The 18,709-nt window shown below is 34.3% G+C and carries 8 protein-coding genes; 6 read left to right on the forward strand and 2 right to left on the reverse strand.

Annotated features, from left to right (window positions below):
- Window positions 1–238: 238 nt before the first annotated feature.
- The 4 genes from IPO86_07365 to IPO86_07380 all read left to right on the forward strand — a co-directional run bounded on the left by IPO86_07365 (window position 239) and on the right by IPO86_07380 (window position 9,187).
- On the forward strand, window positions 239–1,192 hold the full coding sequence (locus tag IPO86_07365) for an NAD-dependent epimerase/dehydratase family protein (GenBank protein ID MBK9727918.1): 954 nt from the start codon (window positions 239–241) through the stop codon (window positions 1,190–1,192).
- An 87-nt stretch (window positions 1,193–1,279) separates the two neighbouring features.
- Entirely contained in the window at window positions 1,280–2,467 is a 1,188-nt protein-coding gene (kbl, locus tag IPO86_07370; protein ID MBK9727919.1) for a glycine C-acetyltransferase, read from the forward strand.
- 583 nt (window positions 2,468–3,050) lie between these two features.
- Window positions 3,051–6,326 (forward strand): PD40 domain-containing protein, encoded by a 3,276-nt coding sequence (locus tag IPO86_07375; GenBank protein ID MBK9727920.1) that lies wholly within the window; start codon window positions 3,051–3,053, stop codon window positions 6,324–6,326.
- A 368-nt stretch (window positions 6,327–6,694) separates the two neighbouring features.
- Window positions 6,695–9,187, forward strand: a complete 2,493-nt coding sequence (locus IPO86_07380; GenBank protein ID MBK9727921.1) for a TonB-dependent receptor — start codon at window positions 6,695–6,697, stop codon at window positions 9,185–9,187.
- 167 nt (window positions 9,188–9,354) lie between these two features.
- Here the strand turns inward: IPO86_07380 and IPO86_07385 are convergent, their stop codons facing one another.
- Complete coding sequence (locus tag IPO86_07385) at window positions 9,355–12,603, reverse strand: PKD domain-containing protein (GenBank protein MBK9727922.1); 3,249 nt, start codon at window positions 12,601–12,603, stop codon at window positions 9,355–9,357.
- A 935-nt stretch (window positions 12,604–13,538) separates the two neighbouring features.
- Between IPO86_07385 and IPO86_07390 the strand changes: the two genes are divergently transcribed.
- Entirely contained in the window at window positions 13,539–15,767 is a 2,229-nt protein-coding gene (locus IPO86_07390; GenBank protein MBK9727923.1) for a hypothetical protein, read from the forward strand.
- 33 nt (window positions 15,768–15,800) lie between these two features.
- Here the strand turns inward: IPO86_07390 and IPO86_07395 are convergent, their stop codons facing one another.
- Entirely contained in the window at window positions 15,801–16,361 is a 561-nt protein-coding gene (locus IPO86_07395) for a TlpA family protein disulfide reductase (protein ID MBK9727924.1), read from the reverse strand.
- Between the two features lie 139 nt (window positions 16,362–16,500).
- Between IPO86_07395 and IPO86_07400 the strand changes: the two genes are divergently transcribed.
- Window positions 16,501–18,687, forward strand: coding sequence for a radical SAM protein (locus tag IPO86_07400; protein MBK9727925.1), 2,187 nt, complete (start codon window positions 16,501–16,503; stop codon window positions 18,685–18,687).
- Window positions 18,688–18,709: the final 22 nt, after the last annotated feature.

Raw genomic sequence — 18,709 nt, forward strand, 5'->3', positions numbered from 1 at the left:
AAAATCTTATTGTGCAAAAGTAAGGTAAAACTGATAGATGACCCAGTACGCTTCTAAATCAAGGGTTTTCATTTTTTATATTAAAAATAATACTACTATATAAAATGTTATTATTTAATCTATTAATCCATATTGTTTTGCTTTTCTTTAAGATATTATCATTTGGTCAAGTCTTTGTTGCATCTACTCTTATAGTATTTCTATTTTAGCTTATCTTTCGACCTTATTTAATTCAATTATGCAAAAAGAGCGCATTTTGATGCTTGGTGCCAATGGTCAAATTGGTACCGTTTTAGCAGACGCACTTCGAACTAAATTTGGAGGAGCTGCAGTGGTAACATCTGATTTAAGGAATCCTGTTATTGAATCTGGACCCCATGAAATTTTGAACGTACTTGACCTTGAAAAATTAAATCAACTGATTGATAAACATCAGATAACACAAATTTATCATCTTGCCGCAATTTTATCAGCTACGGGTGAAAAAGATCCTATGTCCACCTGGAATATTAATATGCAGGGATTATTAAATGTATTAAATGTAGCGGTTGAAAAAAAGATTCATAAAGTGTTTTACCCAAGCACGATTGCCATTTTTGGTCCTTCTACTCCAAAACATAATACTGCTCAGGAAAGCAGTTTTATACCGACAACTGTTTATGGAATGAGTAAATTAGCAGGAGAAAACTGGTGTAATTATTATCATAAACGGTATGGATTGGATGTTAGATCTGTGCGATATCCGGGTGTGATCGGTTGGCAATCAGCGCCGGGCGGAGGTACTACTGACTATGCTGTAGAAATTTTTTATGATGCTTTAAAATTTGGAAAGTATACTTGCTTCTTAGAAGCAGAAACCAGGCTTCCAATGATTTATATGGAAGATAGTATTCGGGCGACCATAGAATTAATGGAAGCAGATGTTGATAAAATTTCAGTTCGTACCAGTTATAATCTGGCAAGCATGAGTTTTACACCTGCTGAATTAGCAGCTGAAATAAAGCAACACATTCCAGACTTTCAAATTCAATATGCTCCCGATTTTCGGCAGGCCATAGCAGCGTCCTGGAGTGAAAGTATTGATGACCAAATGGCAAGGAAAGACTGGCAATGGTTACCCAATTATGATTTGTCTAAAATGACCGCAGATATGTTTTATCAATTGAGATTGAAAGAACATGAAAAACAATAAGTCGGTTAAATTTTTTTCATTTTTCAAATATTGGTAACGGTTTAAACTTGGACTTTATAAATTATAAATTTTAATTGAACGCTTATTATGTATTTTAATATTAAAGAGCAATTAGCAGAAGAATTGCAAGCAATAGAAGCTGCAGGATTATACAAAAAAGAACGTACCATTACATCTCCTCAAGGAGCTGTAATTCAAACAAAAGAAGGTGGAGAAGTACTGAACTTTTGTGCTAATAATTATCTGGGATTATCGTCGCACCCTGAGGTTATAAATGCAGCGAAGGAAGCAATTGATCATTATGGATATGGAATGTCATCCGTGCGTTTCATTTGTGGCACGCAAGATCAACATAAATTGCTTGAGCAAAAAACAGCAGAATTCCTGGGCATGGAAGATTGTATTTTATATGCAGCAGCTTTTGATGCAAATGGAGGAATTTTCGAACCGCTATTACAAGAACAGGATGCTATTATTTCGGATGAATTAAATCACGCATCCATTATTGATGGTATTCGTTTATGCAAAGCACAACGTTTTCGCTATAAACACAATGATATGGTGAGTTTGGAAGAACAGTTAAAAGAAGCAATCGGATGCAGGCGAAAGATTATTGTTACAGATGGTGTTTTTTCAATGGACGGTACCATTGCGCAATTGGATAAAATCACAGATTTGGCTGAGCAATACGAAGCCCTTGTAATGATTGATGAATGCCATGCTTCTGGATTTATGGGTAAGAACGGCAGAGGCACCCATGAATTTAAAAATGTAATGGATCGTATTGACATCATTACAGGAACTTATGGCAAGGCGTTAGGAGGTGCATCTGGAGGATTTACAGCAGCAAAAAAGGAAATTGTTGCAATGCTCCGTCAGCGATCAAGACCTTATTTGTTTTCAAATACTTTAGCACCATCCATCGTCGGAGCTTCTATTAAAGTTCTGGAGCTTTTATCTTCCTCTACGGCACTCCGCGATCAGCTTGAGACGAATACAAAATATTTTCGAAATGCAATGTCAGTAGCAGGTTTTAACATTTTGCCTGGTGAACATCCAATTGTTCCGGTCATGTTGTTCGATGCAAGTTTAGCACAAAAATTTGCTTCCGAACTATTAAAAGAAGGTATTTATGTAGTTGGATTCTTTTATCCTGTAGTTGCACAAGGCAAAGCGCGAATTCGTGTTCAAATATCTGCTGGGCATATTCAAGAACATTTAGACAAATGTGTAACCGCATTTACTAAAGTAGGAAAATTGTTGGGGGTAATCTAAGCATTCATTCCTTAAATTCAATAAGATTTGATATCCATTGTAATCTTTCAAAAACCCCAATTTGCTATTGAAAATAGTATATATAATCTCGATGCATTGGTTTAAAAAATAGAGGGAGTTGAAATAGATCTATTGAAGAACTTATAGTTGCGAAATACAAGGATTATATTTGAAATGTGGGTCCCTGTTTTTTGTTTCATTAACCCGTGACTATTAACCCATAACCCATGACTATTAACTTTTGACTCTTGACTCTTAACTATTAACCCTTGACCCTTAACCCTTGACTATTAGATATTAACTTTTGACTCCTAACTATTAACTTTTGACTCTTAACTATTAACCCTTGACTATTAATCCCTTAACCCTTGACTATTAACTATTAACTTTTGACTATTAACCCTTGACTATTAACTTTTAACTCTTGACTATTAATCCCTTAACCCTTGACTATTAACTATTGACTATTAACTATTGAATATTAACTATTGACTCATAACTCTTAATCTTTGAAATTCATAAAATATTTTAAACTATACGAAAACATTCGTACATTCGCCTCGTTTATTAAAAAAGCTATCCAATGAACTATACCATTAAAGTCTTATTCTTATTGTTATTTTTATCTAACATCTCCATTGCTCAGGAGGCTAGATTGCTGCGTTTTCCAACAATTTCTAATGATCAAATCGTGTTTACATATGCTGGTGATTTATATACAGTATCTACAACTGGAGGTACTGCCCGCAAATTGACAAATCACGTTGGTTATGAGATGTTTGCCCGTTTTTCGCCAGATGGAAAGCGCCTTGCTTTTACAGGACAATACGATGGAAATACAGAGGTTTATATCATGCCCGCTCAAGGAGGCGAGCCAAAACGGATCAGCTATACAGCAACCCTTAATCGGGATGATGTTTCAGATCGTATGGGTCCAAATAATATTTGCATGACTTGGCGCGATAATGAAAATATTGTTTACAGAAGTCGCTGGCGCGATTTTAACGATTGGAAAGGTCAGTTATATCTATGTAATATAAATGGAGGTTTGTCTGAGCAATTGCCTTTTAATCAAGGTGGTTTTTGCTCCTATTCTCCAGATAAATCAAAATTAGCTTACAATCATATGTTCCGGGAATTCCGTACCTGGAAACGTTACAAAGGAGGTCAAGCTGATGATATCCGGATTTTTGATTTTAACACAAAGCAAAGTTCTAAAATTACGGACAATAATTCGCAAGACATTATTCCAATGTGGATTGGAAATAAAATTTATTACCTTTCTGACCGGGATGCTCGTATGAATTTATTTTCCTATGATTTAAATTCAAAACAAACAAAAAAGATAACAACGTTTAAAGATTTTGATTGTAAGTTTCCTTCTCACAACGGACAATGGATTGTTTTTGAGAATGGAGGCTATATTTATAAGTTAAATGCCACCACAGATCAGTTTGAAAAAGTTAATATCAGCATTCAAGAAGATTTTGTAAGCGGACGAAATAAATATATCCAGGTGAAGGACAATATTGGATCCTGGGATATTGGTTCAGATGGGAATAGAGCCGTGTTTTCTGCAAGGGGTGATATTTTTACAGTGCCTGCAAAAAATGGTGTTATCCGCAATCTAACAAAATCATCAGGTGCTCATGATCGGGATCCTGCCTGGTCACCAAATGGGAAGTACATAGCCTATATCAGTGATGCCAGTGGGGAAGATGAAGTCTATCTTCTGCAAGCAGACGGTACACAAGAAGCAGTACAATTAACAAAAAATGGGGATAATTATAAGTATGGAATTCGCTGGTCACCGGATAGTAAAATGATATTATTCAGTGATCGAAAACAGCGTTTATTTTATGTTAATATACAATCAAAAGAATCCGTAACAATCCAAACCAATGAAGTCTTTGAGATGAATGACTACAATTGGTCTCCGGATAGTAAATATGTTTGTTATACCAATCCTGAACGTAAAAATAATTCTACAATTTACATCTATTCAATAGTAGAAAAGAAAAATTTTCCAATTACTGAAATATGGTTTCAATCATTTAATCCGACGTTTAGTTCTGATGGAAAATATTTATATTTTGTTTCTGAACGAAGCTTTAATCCTACTTATAATAATATTGAATGGAATCACGCATATTTTGACATGGCAAAAATTTATTGTGTGCCTTTGCGAAAAGATGTAAAAAATCCTTTTGAACCGAAATCTGATGAAGTCCTTGTTAAAGATAGTACCGATAAGAAAGAAGATACAAAGGAAGAGAAGAAAGATCCTAAAAGTATTGCAAAAAAAGCGGAAGTAAAACCTACAGAAACTCTAAATCAAGCAATTGATTTTGATGGAATTGTTGACCGTGTGATTGAAATACCTGGTAGTCCAGGAAATTATTTTGGGGTTGAAGCAATAGGAGATAAAATTTACTATTTTAAATCTTCATTGAGAGATAAAATGAAATTCTTTATTTATGATTTAATAGCACAAAAAGAAACGGAACTGGGTACAGATATCCGGGGTTATTCTTTTACTCCGGATGGTAAGAAGGCAATGCTTTCTGCCAATAATAATTTCTATATTATCGATGCCCCATCCGCTAAAGTGAATTTAGAAAATCCTTTGAATCTTAATGACATGAAGTTATGGCTTGATAGATCTGCAGAATGGAGTCAAATTTATAATGAATGCTGGAGACAAATGCGGGATTTTGTTTATGATCCAACTTTGCATGGCGTAGATTGGAAGGGTCTTAAGACGAATTATGCTCAATTACTGCCGTATGTAAATCACCGGACAGATTTAACCTATATCATCGGAGAATTAATTGGTGAGATTTGTTTGGGACATTCTTATGTTGGTGGTGGAGATTATCTAAAACCTGAACGAATTCCAATGGGTCTTTTAGGTGCTCAAATTGTAAAAGATCCTTCTGGTTATATTAAAATTACAAAGATCTTAAAAGGTGAAAATTGGGATAAAAACGTGAGATCTCCATTAACAGAAATGGGTGTGAATATTAAAGAAGGTGATTTTATTTTAGCAGTTGATGGGAATTCGACAAAAGATGTAGCCGATTTTTACCAATTGTTGATTGGTACCGCAGATAAGCAAGTTCGGTTGAAAGTAAATACTGTAGCAAACGAAGCGGGCGCTCGAATTGTAACTGTAATTCCTATTGGTGATGAACAAAAATTATATTATTATAATTGGGTACAAAAAAATATAGATAAAGTTACCAAGGCTACAAATGGTAGAGTAGGCTATTTGCATATTCCAAATATGGGGAGTGATGGCTTAAATGAATTTGTGAAGTATTATTATGCACAATTGAATAGAGAAGCATTAATTGTGGATGATCGTGGAAATGGTGGTGGAAATGTATCTCCACATATCATTGAACGTTTACGCAGAGAACCTGTTCAAATCACCGTAAGTAGAAATGGTAAACCAACCTATGAACCGGTGGAACAGATTATTGGCCCTAAAGTAGCATTAGTGGATGAATATTCTGCAAGTGATGGGGATATATTCGCATACCGATTCCGGAAACATAAAATTGGGACTATTATTGGAAAAAGAACCTGGGGTGGAGTAGTAGGAATTCGTGGAAGTTTGCCTATAGTAGATGGTGGTTTTTTAAATCGACCAGAGTTTGCCCGTTATGATGTCGATGGCACCAAATGGGAAATTGAAGGTTATGGTGTTGACCCAGATATTATTATTGAAAATGATCCATATAAAGCTTTCATGGGGGAGGATCAACAATTGGATAAAGCAATTGAGGTGATCCTGGATCAGATGAAAGGAAAATCCTATAAAGAGGCTGCACCACCACCGTTTCCTAAACGATAGCCATTAAATGAAAGGCTAAAGGCTGAAGAACGCTGTCAAGGATGCTTTTATATGTGATGCATTCGCTTGCTACTGCATCCTATAGCAACATTTCTGATGGTCTTTAAATTTGCAGGAGAATAGCTTGTTTCACTCAGGTAACGCCTGGTTTTGTATCTTTAATTTATCGATAGAACAATCGGCTTGGTCTAATTCAAAGCTTTAATCTTCTGAAAAATGAACCCAATCCAAAGTTTTGGAGTTTATTGGTTGAGAATTCTGAGTTCATTTATTAATTGAATAAAAGAATCCTGGAAAGAAATTATTTTAAATTTTATAAACAGTTTTCGAGCTGTTGCAATTTTAATTGAAATTAATAATAAACTCAAATGAAAATAAACCCAACAAATTTTATTCTATTCTTCTTTTTAATTACCTGCGTTTCCTTTAGTTTGAATGCGCAAATAATGGGTGGCATGGGTAAACCTTCTGGACCTCCTCCGGAGGGCAAAATCCAGGGTGAAGTTTACGATAGTGTAACAAAAACACCATTGGCATTTGCGAATATTTTAATTCAGGAAGCACTGGAGAAAAAAGATGTTGATGGCGGACTTACAGAAGATGATGGAAAATTTAAAATTAAAGGACTTAAGAATGCCAAATACAATGTAATCGTTTCTTTCCTGGGATACCAATCTAAAGTTATGGGCCCTTTTAAAATAAATAAGGATGTAGTTGAGTATAATTTAGGAAAAATTTATTTGGTTTCAAACGTGAATAATTTAGAGGAAGTTACTGTTGTTGGGCAAAAAGATCTCATCGAGAACAAGATTGACCGCATGGTTTATAATGCAGATCGGGATGTGACTTCTAAAGGTGGAAATGCTGCGGATGTACTTCGAAAAACACCTTTGCTAACAGTCGATTTGGAAGGTAATGTATCTATGCGTGGGAGCAGTAATCTTAAAATTTTAATTAATGGCAAACCTTCTTCGATTATGTCTTCAAGTGTTCCGGATGCATTGCGAATGATTCCTGCAGATGTTATAGAAAAAGTAGAAGTCATAACAAATCCAGGTGCAAAGTATGATGCAGAAGGTACTGGAGGGATTATTAACATTGTCACTAAAACTAAAAAAATTCAAGGCGTAAGTGGGTCTATATATGCCAGCGCAGGAACGAAAAGTAGCAGCCTAGGCACGAATTTATCAGTACGCATGGGTCAAATTGGTTTTAATGCAAATGTTGGTGGTTATTTATGGAGAGGGAAGGGTGAATCCAATATTGATAGAGAGAATTTATTGATCCCAATAAATCCTTATTTTAAACAAACCGGAACTTCATCAAATATAGGAGGAGGTATGTATGGTCAAATTGGGGGAGATTATGATATTGATAGTAAAAATTCAATTTCATTAACCACTAGATTCCCTTTAAATCTTTTTAAAAACACGAATGGTCTTACTACCTTCCAAGGAGATACCATTGGAGCTTTGCCCTTTTTATTCAGAAGAGAAAGCGATGTTTTGAATTTTACATTTGGAACAGATATTAATTTGGATTATAAAAAAACGTATGGAAAAGATACCGACCGTGAATTCGGTATATCAGCTCAATATTCCTATAGCAATAAAAAAAGTGATTATGAAACGGATCAATTTGATGAAGTTGGACTTTTGAATTATAATGAAACGAGTCCGAATCTTGGATTGAATAAAGAATTTACATTTGCTGCAGATTATCTACATCCATTTTCAAAAAGTATCAATCTCGAAGTAGGTGCAAAAACCATCCTTCGGAATGTTTACAGTGATATCTATTATGACACTTTAAATATTCCTGCAAATCAATACTTAAGAGATCACAGCAGAGATAATATTTTTGATTATGATCAGGATGTTGCGGCTGCATATTCTCAATTGACCTTTCCGATTAATACGAGTTTAAAAGCCAGAGCCGGAATCCGGTATGAGCACACTTTTATTAATGGCATGACAGATGCTGATGGAAATGATTTTAAAAATGATTATGCAAGCTGGATTCCATCTGGACTCTTAGCTTATACCTTAAAGGATAAATCAACTTTAAAATTTTCCTACTCTAGAAGAATTCAGAGACCTAGTATGTTTTATTTGAATCCGTATGTTAATTACAATGACCCTACGAATATATCCTATGGTAATCCGGAATTAAAGCCTGAGTTGACAGAATCATTTGAAATGAGTTATTCTTTAACAAAGGATATAAAAAATGCAACCATAGCAGTGTATCATAAAGTTACGAATGATCTTATCGATAATTATCGTTTTGTAGATACTCTGGGAAGAACGAATTCAACGTATAATAACCTGGCTACAAATTATTCTTCTGGTATGAGTATTAATGGTGGGATTATGAAATTGGGCAAGATCATATTAAATGGTACCATCAACTTATATTATCAAAAAGTGGAAAGTTCTCAGTTTGATGGATTGCAGAATGATGCGTTTAGTTATAGCGCAAATGGATTTGCCAATGTGAATATCACGCCAACGCTTGGCATTACTTTTTGGGGCTTTGTAAATTCACCTAAATTGACGACACAAGGAAAACAAAATAGCTATTTTCTGTATAGTATTGGACTCCGCAAAGATTTATGGAAGAAAATGGGAGGCTTGACAATTGGTGTTGACAATCCTTTCCATCCAAAATTAAATTTAGGCTCTGAATTTAAATCTACTTCATTCTCCTATAAAGCTGAAAACCAATTTGAAGGTTGGGGATTAAGAGTAAGTCTGGATTACCGTTTTGGTAAAATGGAATTTGGGGGTTCTCAAAAGAAGCGTAAAGGCAATCTTAATGACGACCTTAAACAAGGTGAAGGAGAGCGCGGTGGAAATTAAAAAGGAATTCCTAACCAGGGCATTCTATTGCTTTCGTTTTTTAGAATATTAGGTTTTGTTGTTGCCATTTTATACCTTGCCTTTGTCGATAAATTTTACGGGATTTAAACCATAAAAAAAGCTGTTTCGATTTCTCGAAACAGCCGTATGTACTGATTTTATTGAATTTAATTTGCAATCATAAATTTGCGTACAAATGTATTTGTACCATCCTTTATTTTTATAAAATAGCTTCCATTTTTTAAATTAGATATAGGAATCATGCATTCTATTTCATTACAATGATGCTGTGATAATTTTCGACCCATAGGATCGAAAATTTCTAAATAAAGTGGAGGTAATGATTCTGATGGATTCACTACATAAATAAAGTCCATGGCAGGATTTGGGTAAACGAATGGAACCTCATAATTGATATCATTTTCTCTATTTAGTAAGCTGCCACCAAATGGAATATCTGATATGCCAAAGCGATTTGTTTTGGTATATTCTGGGCATAATACCGGTGATAATACTTGAATGTATTGCACCTTAGTTACAACATTACTTCCGTTTGAATTTCTGACTAAAAGTCGGATGGTATATTTACCTTTTTTATTGAAAACTACAGTAGGATTTTTTTCTGTTGAGAATGCAGGAATGCCATTTTCAAACTGCCATTCCCAATCTGTAACATCAATAGATGCCTTTTCATTAAATTTTACTGTAAAAGGGGCACATCCACGAATTGTGTCTGCCGAGAAATTTACTTTTGGTACTAAATATACAGCAATATGTTTTGAAAACGTATCTAATCCACATTCATTTTGAACAATTAGTTTCACATCAAATTCTCCTTCAACTTGATAATCATGTGTTGGATTTTCTTCAAAACTTGCTTTATTATCACCAAAATCCCAGAAGTAATTTGTAGCACCAATTGCTTGATGCGTAAAGAAGGATTTAAAACCGGATATGGAATTTGTAAAACTAGCGGTAGGTTCCGTTTTAACTTCAATATAATTCGTAATCCCAATGGAGTCGGAGAAAAAATTATTGTAAGCAAATAAACTTACATTAAATTTTCCAACAGTATTATAAGTGACAATAGGATTTTTATCCGTGCTTGTTGAAGGATTTCCACCTGGAAAATACCATCTGTATAAATTTGCAGCTGCGGTCGATGTGTTATTGAATTGAACTTGAAATGGTAGACAACCTTGATGATCATTTACCTGAAATCCAGCTATTGGTTTTGTGCCAATTGTAATTATTGTTTTAGCAGTATCCTTTCCACAGGCATTATTTACAATATAGAGAACTTCATATCGACCTTCTAAATAAGTATGTGATGGCAACGTATCTGTACTTGTATTATTAGGCCTGGTAGGGTCACCAAAAATCCAAAAATGAGATTTGGCAAATTTGCTTTGGGCATTGAAAGATACTGTATTCCCATTGATGGTATATGTAAATTCTGCATCCGGGAGACTATCAATAGTTATATAAATCTTTTTTGTAAGACCATTTTTAAAACGGGCACTATATACGGTTAGCTGTGCGTCATAGGTTCCAGGATTGTCATACCTTACGAATGGATTTTGAGCTAAGGAAACCGTAGGATTTCCACCTGGAAAACTCCATTCCCAACGAATCACATTATTTGTTGACTTATCTATAAAGTGAATAACTTTTGGTGCACATCCCGCCGTGGTATCTGCTTCAAAATCTGCTTCAGGAACTCTTGAAATTGTAATTTTTCTTTTAAAAGTTTTGACACCACAATCATTGGTAACCCGCAAACTAACTTCGTATGTAGAATCTCTATCATATTCATGTGTTGGATTTTCTTCATCACTTTCAGATCCATCTCCAAACTTCCATAAATATTCATTTCCTAATTGTGATTGGTTTATAAAATAAACCACTCTGGTATCGAGTCCAAAGGTGAAATCAGCTACTGGAACATCATTAATTTTAATAAACCCGGTTTTTGTACTAGCTACTTTACAACGATTATTACCAGCTTCTAAACCTACATCATAGCTTCCAGCATTTCTATAAACTACTATTGGATTTTGTAAAGTTGAAGTTGCAGGCATTCCACCAGGGAAGGTCCAATTCCAATTACTTGCATATAATGATTGATCCGTAAACTGAACCGTAACGGGAGCGCAACCATAGGTAATATCAGCAATAAAAGCGGGTTGTGGATATTGAGAGTTCTGACACTTTTGCAAACAACCACTTTCAACCAGAAAACCAAAGTTGACAAAATTATTGAGATAGGAGGTAGATAATGTGGACCATGTTTTAGCAACCGTTAACTTTGAAGCCATGATATGACCTGAAATCGGCACATCATGGATCATGTCAAAATTATGTCCAAATTCATGTGCTTGAAGTGATGAATATGCTGGTGACATATTTGTAGGAAAATAAGCACTGCAAACATTAAACGGATTTGGTAGTGTACATACAGAACGTTGCACCGCTCTGCCAACAACACCAGAAGTCCATTTAGCAGACCAAAGGGTTCCAATATTAAATGCAGAGAATGTAAATATTTGAGGCCCTACAACATTCATCATTGCTAATTCCGCGTCAATATCTGTAATGCCATTAAATGGATCTCTTGCAGGATCATCAGCTACCCAGGTTCCAGTAACATTGAGTTCGTACTCATGTTCAAATTCATCATCAAACACAGGCTGCACTTCTGCAAGAATAGAGATCATAGCATTTTCAGTTTGGATGATATCGCCACCGTTCTTCCTGAACATAATATTATCCGCCGCAAGACAAACTTTTAAATCAATACAAAGTCTACACGGTGGAGCTGCAACACTTGCTTTTTCTTGAATTTGATTTTTAATGCGCAGCACTTCTTGATTGGTTTCAATTGCTCCACAACTCAAACCCTCCATGGGTATAATATCAGATGCTTTATAAGAGATGAATTGTTGATTTTTATCAATATCCTTTCTTGTGTTCACTTGATCAAGAGGTTCAATATAAAAACGGTCTTGTCCATCATCTATCATGATTTTGAAAAAACCATTTGCCATACTCATAATGACAGTGGATGATTCACCTTTGATCGTTCCTCTAAAAGTCCTGAAATCACTTCGGAAGGGTAAATTATTTAAAGCTCCAGGACCCCCGGATAAGCGTTGCATTTTTGGATTTAGTAAAGCAAATTCAAATAATTGCAAATGCCATTTGTGCTCAGGCGTTTGTAAAGTAAGTTCCTTTATATTTCCTGCTGAGGCATTTATTTGCTCTGTAACATCTTTGATATCTAATTGCAATAATGCATAAGATTTCATGTGATCAAGACTGCCTTTAGCAATCTTAGTTTGCAATGGTTTTAGGACTAATGATTGCGAACTTGCCAATTGTATGCAAGCGAAAAATAAAAGTAAAGTGTGTTTCATAAAATTTTATTAAATAATATTAAATTTATATTAAGCTTTCATATCATAACTCGTCAAACCTTTTTCAATATGGCTGTTTGGGATATTTTAAGAATTTACTTAAAATTACAAGTGTTCATCTTCAATTAAATAACCGAGGTCTTTAAATCTTTATTAAGCTCTCAATCCAGGTTCTTTGGGATCTGAATTTGGAATTATTTTTTTACTGAAATCCTTAACCATATCTTTTTAGGAAAATCATAAGGATCCTTTCTATTTTGGATATAAAGTTAAACAAGGAATATGGGATTAATTAAATTTTAACTTTTATAATCAACAAAAGACGTGAAACGGATTTAGGAAACCAGCAGTAAATAGTTCAAAAATTTAAGAAGATATTACCTTTTAACGCTTAAATTATTAAAATTTCCATTAAAATATGGCAAAATAGCATAAAATATAAGCTTTTAGGCTTCAAATTGCGGATTCCTAATTGAATTGGTTTGTTTGTGTTTGATTTTTAAAATCGATAAAATATGGATAAATTTTAACTATATTCCAAAAAATAAATTGCCATTAATTACATTCTTGTCAATCCTATTTCAATGATTTCCTTTTAAGGTTTAAAAGCATACTGCGGCAATTTCTGAATATTGAAGGAAAATTAGACCTAATGAATAGAAGCTATTAATATTCGTTTTGAATCAAAATTTGGCTATTTCGTCTTGATTTATGAATGATTTTATTCATATCGAATGGGATTTCTTAAATTGGAATTCGTAGAAATATTATTTAAATTTAACTAAATAAAGAGCATCCTGTCGTATCCATTTCGAGCTTAAATCTAGCTGACAATTGGGATTCTATAAAGCAGAATGCTTTCAGGCTTTAATTTTTTATTCAGGATTCCAAATTCCATATTACATTTAGGTTTTAGCAAGTCCAGATAGTACCTTATGAAACAAATCAGCATTCAAGCTCTTCGGGGTCCAAATATCCACAGTATTAATCCGTATCAGTTAATTCATTTGCGTATAGATCTGTCTGAACATAGTGAGTTAAGTATAGAAGCGCTTGCTATTTTAGAAAAACAACTCACCGAAATTTTAACTCCTGTCAACCCTAAATTGGATGCTATAAGATTTCAAAGTCAACTGGATCAAGCCTCTGATAATATTGACAAACTTGCGCTTTGTATTGGATCGACAGCCTTAAAGCTAGAGCAAGAGATTGGTGAGCAAGTCCAGTTTGTAAAAGTTTTGAAAACCTTAGAGCCTGGAGTTTATGCAGTCCTATTTGAATATAAGAATGAAAAAGTAGGAAAGTTAACAGCCCAAATTGCATTTGAATTAGTTGAAAACCTTCTTCATAATAAAGAACCGAATATCGAAGATAAATTAAATCAAATTCGATCATTAAAGTCATCTGTTGAGATTCATAGCTCTTTACGGTTGCTTTTAGACGAAGCGGACCGTCAAAATATTCCTATAATTCCATTATATGAAAACGAATTTTTTCAACTTGGATATGGTAAGAACCAGAAGCGAATTTCGAAAACGTTTAGTGATCAAGCGAATTTGATGGCTTATTTAACCGTTTCAAATAGGAACTGGATGACCGAACAATTATACGAATCCAGCATACCATTTATCAAAAATCCAAAGGAATTCAGTGAATATCCAAAAGTTTTTCAGATCTTGATTTTAAATTATAATTTTAAAGTTGCCTTGCCAATAATACAAGGTTTGCACAGTATGGAATTAATCTATAATCTGAATGCAGAAACAAAATTCAGAGTCAATAGAATATGTCATATATTGGGAATATCAGAAGGAGAAATTTTTCTTGTTGGAGATCATATTGAAGATCCTAAAGCGGAAGTTTTAAAAATAGATATTGCTCCTGATTTAAGTATTTATACTATGGCTGAGGAGGCATCTGGAAGAAAAGAGCTAATGGCTGCTTTTATGCAAACTTTATTTCCTAAGCCTGAGGATTCAAGAATTCCAGTTATCGGTGTATCCGGTACCAATGGAAAAACGACCACAACCAGACTTATTGCACATATTATTCAACTTACCGGAATCCGTACAGGATTTACAACAAGTGATGGGGTTTATGTGGATGGTATTATGGTTGAGAAAGGAGACACTACGGGACCAGGAAGTGCAGCTAGTGTGCTGCGAGATCCAACGGTAGAATATGCAATTCTTGAAACTGCCAGAGGAGGTATATTGCGCGCCGGATTAGCATATAGACAATGTGATACCGCGGTCATTACAAATATTACAGCCGATCATCTCGGGCTATCTGATGTTCACACTTTAGAGGAACTTTCTAAAGTCAAAGGATTAGTAGCACAAACGGTCAAAGCAGATGGTTTCGCTGTCTTAAATTTAGAAAATGAATATACGTATCGTATTGGTCAACAAACAAGTAGTCAAGTAGCCTACTTTAGTTTGACAAAAAATCATCCGGAATTAATGGATCATATTAACCAGGGCAAATTTGCTGCGTACCAGGATGAAGGTGAAATAATTTTAGTTAAAAACAAGCAATGTATATCTTTAATTGACCTAAAGAATGTCCCAGTAAGTTTTGGCGGCCGTGTCCAATTTATGGTAGCGAATGTGCTTGCTGCAAGTTTAGCATGCTTTGTACAAGGTTTTGAACCAGATCAAATTGCACGTGGCTTAAAAAGCTTTTTTCCTTCTCCAGATCAAACACCCGGACGACTCAATATTTTTGAATTTCCTGAATTTAAAGTAATGATAGACTTCGCACATAATCCGGAAGGGTTTACTGGCGTGCGTGATTTTTTGCAAACAATTGATTCTCCATATAAAATAGGAATTATAACAGGAACCGGTGACAGGCCAGATGAATCCATTAAGCAATTAGGATTTTTATCTGCAGAAATGTTTGATCACATCATCATACATCAGGCAAAATTTTTACGTGGCAGGAAAGCAAATGCTATTGTGAATTTACTTAAGGAAGGGATCAAAGAATGTCCGGTATCTTGTTCGGTTGAATACCTCCCAGATGAAACTGAACCTTTAAAATATGCTATGAAATTAGCTAAGAAAAATGCATTTATTACAGCCCTTAGTGATGTATTAAATGATCCGATTGAACTCATAAGAGCCTATCAAAAGGATCCTGGAGCATTAAAAAATGAATAATTTTAAGGCCTTTCCAGCGCTCTAAAAACGAAATTAAATAGATTTAAGAAATTCAAATAATTTATCTTCATCTCCTGGGATGTATTTTCTTGTATGATAAATTACGTCCCCTTTTTTATTCAAAACAAATAATTGAGGGAGTCCATTTAATTCCCCAGCCATCACATGTCTAAATTCGCGGTTAAAATCAAAATATGCTGGAAAAGTCCATTTACTGCCTTTAACCAGATTGTTAAATTGTTCGGTTCGATCTGAGAAATCAATGGAAATTGGATAAAATTCAAAATCTAGTTGTTTTTTCCATTGTGCATATTTTTGTGAAATCGCTTGTAACTCATTTCGACAAGGTCCGCATGTAGTCATCCAAAAAAGCAGTACGGTAGCTTTATTATTTTTTTTAAACAGCGTAGCAGAATTAAATATCTGGCCGTCTGAATTTTTTAATTGAATATCATACGGAAACTCTTTTTTTATTAGATCTGGGGCACGACTTGTCTCCTTCACTACGCGAGGGATAGCAGGTTTTTGAGAGAATCCATGCATCTGAAAAATTACAGATAGACAAATTAAAAATAAAGGAAACTTAGTATACATTTTATTGGAGCCGGATAACGAGAAGACAAAGATAAGCGTTTTCTAATTCATTTCATTGCAAGCTACGCCGTGAAATAATTTTGTATTGCAAATTTTAAGTTTTAAATTATCGTAACTTTAGGCATTTAAATAATTTAGATTGGATCCAAAAGTACTCCTGATTACCCCAGCATTTACCCAATTAAATACGCCCTATCCAGCAACTGCTTATTTAAAAGGTTTTTTGAATACAAAAGATATTCAGTCGAGCCAATTGGATATGGGTTTAGAAGTGATTCTAGAATTATTTTCAAAAAAGGGTTTAACAAATTTATTTCAGATTGTTAAAAATTCGGATGCTGAATTAGATGAAAATTTGTATCGAATTTTTTCTCTCAGAGATGAATATATTCAAACAATCGATTTCGTTATTTCTTTTTTGCAAAATCAAAATCCGACACTGGGTCATTTAATTTCTGGTAGAAGCTTTCTTCCGGAAGCATCCAGATTTAATAATATCGTGAATTTGGATGAAGCATTTGGTCAGATTTGTATACAAGATAAAGCAAAGTATATTGCTACTTTGTATCTTGAAGATTTATCTGATTTTATAAAAGACGTTGTAGATCCTCATTTCGGATTTAGTCGATATGCGGAACGCCTAGGAAGGATGGCATCTTCTTTTGATTTTTTATTGGAGGAATTAGAGAACGAAGATTCATTGATTAGTAAAATTACTGTAGATATCCTAGAGATTTATATCCAAGAATTTACTCCAGATTTAGTTTGTCTTTCAATTCCTTTTCCAGGAAATTTATTTTCTGCTTTAAAAATCGGCCAATACCTAAAGCGCAATTATCCGTTTATAAAAATAGTTGCAGGTGGTGGATTTGTAAATACCGAATTGAGAAGTTTACAAGATAAAAGAGTTTTTAATTTTTTTGACTACATATGTTTGGATGATGGGGAAGCACCACTTCTTTTTTTATTGGAACATTTAAAGGGTATCCGGGAACTTCCTCTTTTAAAAAGAGTTTTTACCTTAAAAAACCATGAACTTATTTTTATTGATGGAGCGATTGAAAAAGATATACCACAAAGAGAAACCGGAACTCCGGATTATAGAGATTTAAAATTAGGCAAATATCTTTCAGTTATTGAAATTGCAAATCCAATGCATCGTTTATGGAGTGATGGCCGGTGGAATAAATTGACACTTGCGCATGGATGTTATTGGGGTAAATGTAGTTTTTGCGATATTTCTTTAGATTATATCAGCCGTTACGAACCATTAACAGCTTCTGATCTTTGTGATAAGATTGAAACAATTATAAGTCAAACAGGTACCACTGGATTTCATTTTGTGGATGAAGCAGCGCCACCCGCACTAATGGGTGAATTAGCATTGGAATTAATTCGCAGAAAAATGAAAATTTCCTGGTGGACAAATATTCGGTTTGAAAAAACATTTACAAATGATTTATGCAAATTATTGAAAGCATCGGGTTGTATTGCAATTTCCGGCGGATTGGAAGTAGCTTCTGACCGTCTTTTATCAAAAATGAAAAAAGGTGTAACGGTAGCGCAAGTTGCAGAAGTAGCATATGCATTTTCCAAAGCTGAAATTTTAGTACATGCTTATTTAATGTATGGTTTTCCGAGTCAGACAAAACAAGAAACCATAGATTCTTTAGAAGTAGTTCGCCAAATGTTTGTTTGTAATATTATACAATCTGGTTTTTGGCATCGGTTTGCAATGACAGCGCATAGTCCGGTAGGATTAAATCCAACTTCTTTTGGAGTAAAAGATGTGACTCCAAAGTTTCTGGGATTTGCGGACAATGACAGAGATCATATAGATCCAGAGGGTGCGGATCATGATATTTTTTCAGCTGGACTTTCTACTTCTTTGTTTAATTATATGAATGGTTTGAATTTAGATGAAGCCGTTTCCTTTTGGTTTGAAGAAGAAATGCCGCATACCACATTGCATGAAAATTATATTGCTGATATTTTGGAAGCAAATATGCAAGCGCAATTTAAATTGAGGACTAACGCGATTATAATTTGGCTTGGTGCAATTCCAGAAATACAGGAGGGTGCATTGCAAAATTCTGTGGAGTTAATTTTTTATGACCGGACGGAAGATTGGCTTATTGAATTACCAGAAGATATAGGTAAATGGCTTTATTTTCAATTCCATGATTTGAAAACAATAAATCAAAAACCGGTTTTATATTCTGAATTTATAATAAATTTCGAATCCAAGTTTGCATATCAATTTTCAGTATTTTCAAATACAATTGCATGGAAAACTTTACGCGAAAAGGGATTATTAATAATTTGAAAATTTATTTTTTTTATATCAT

Source organism: Saprospiraceae bacterium (genome assembly GCA_016717265.1).
In the GTDB taxonomy this organism is placed as follows: Bacteria; Bacteroidota; Bacteroidia; order Chitinophagales; family Saprospiraceae; genus Vicinibacter.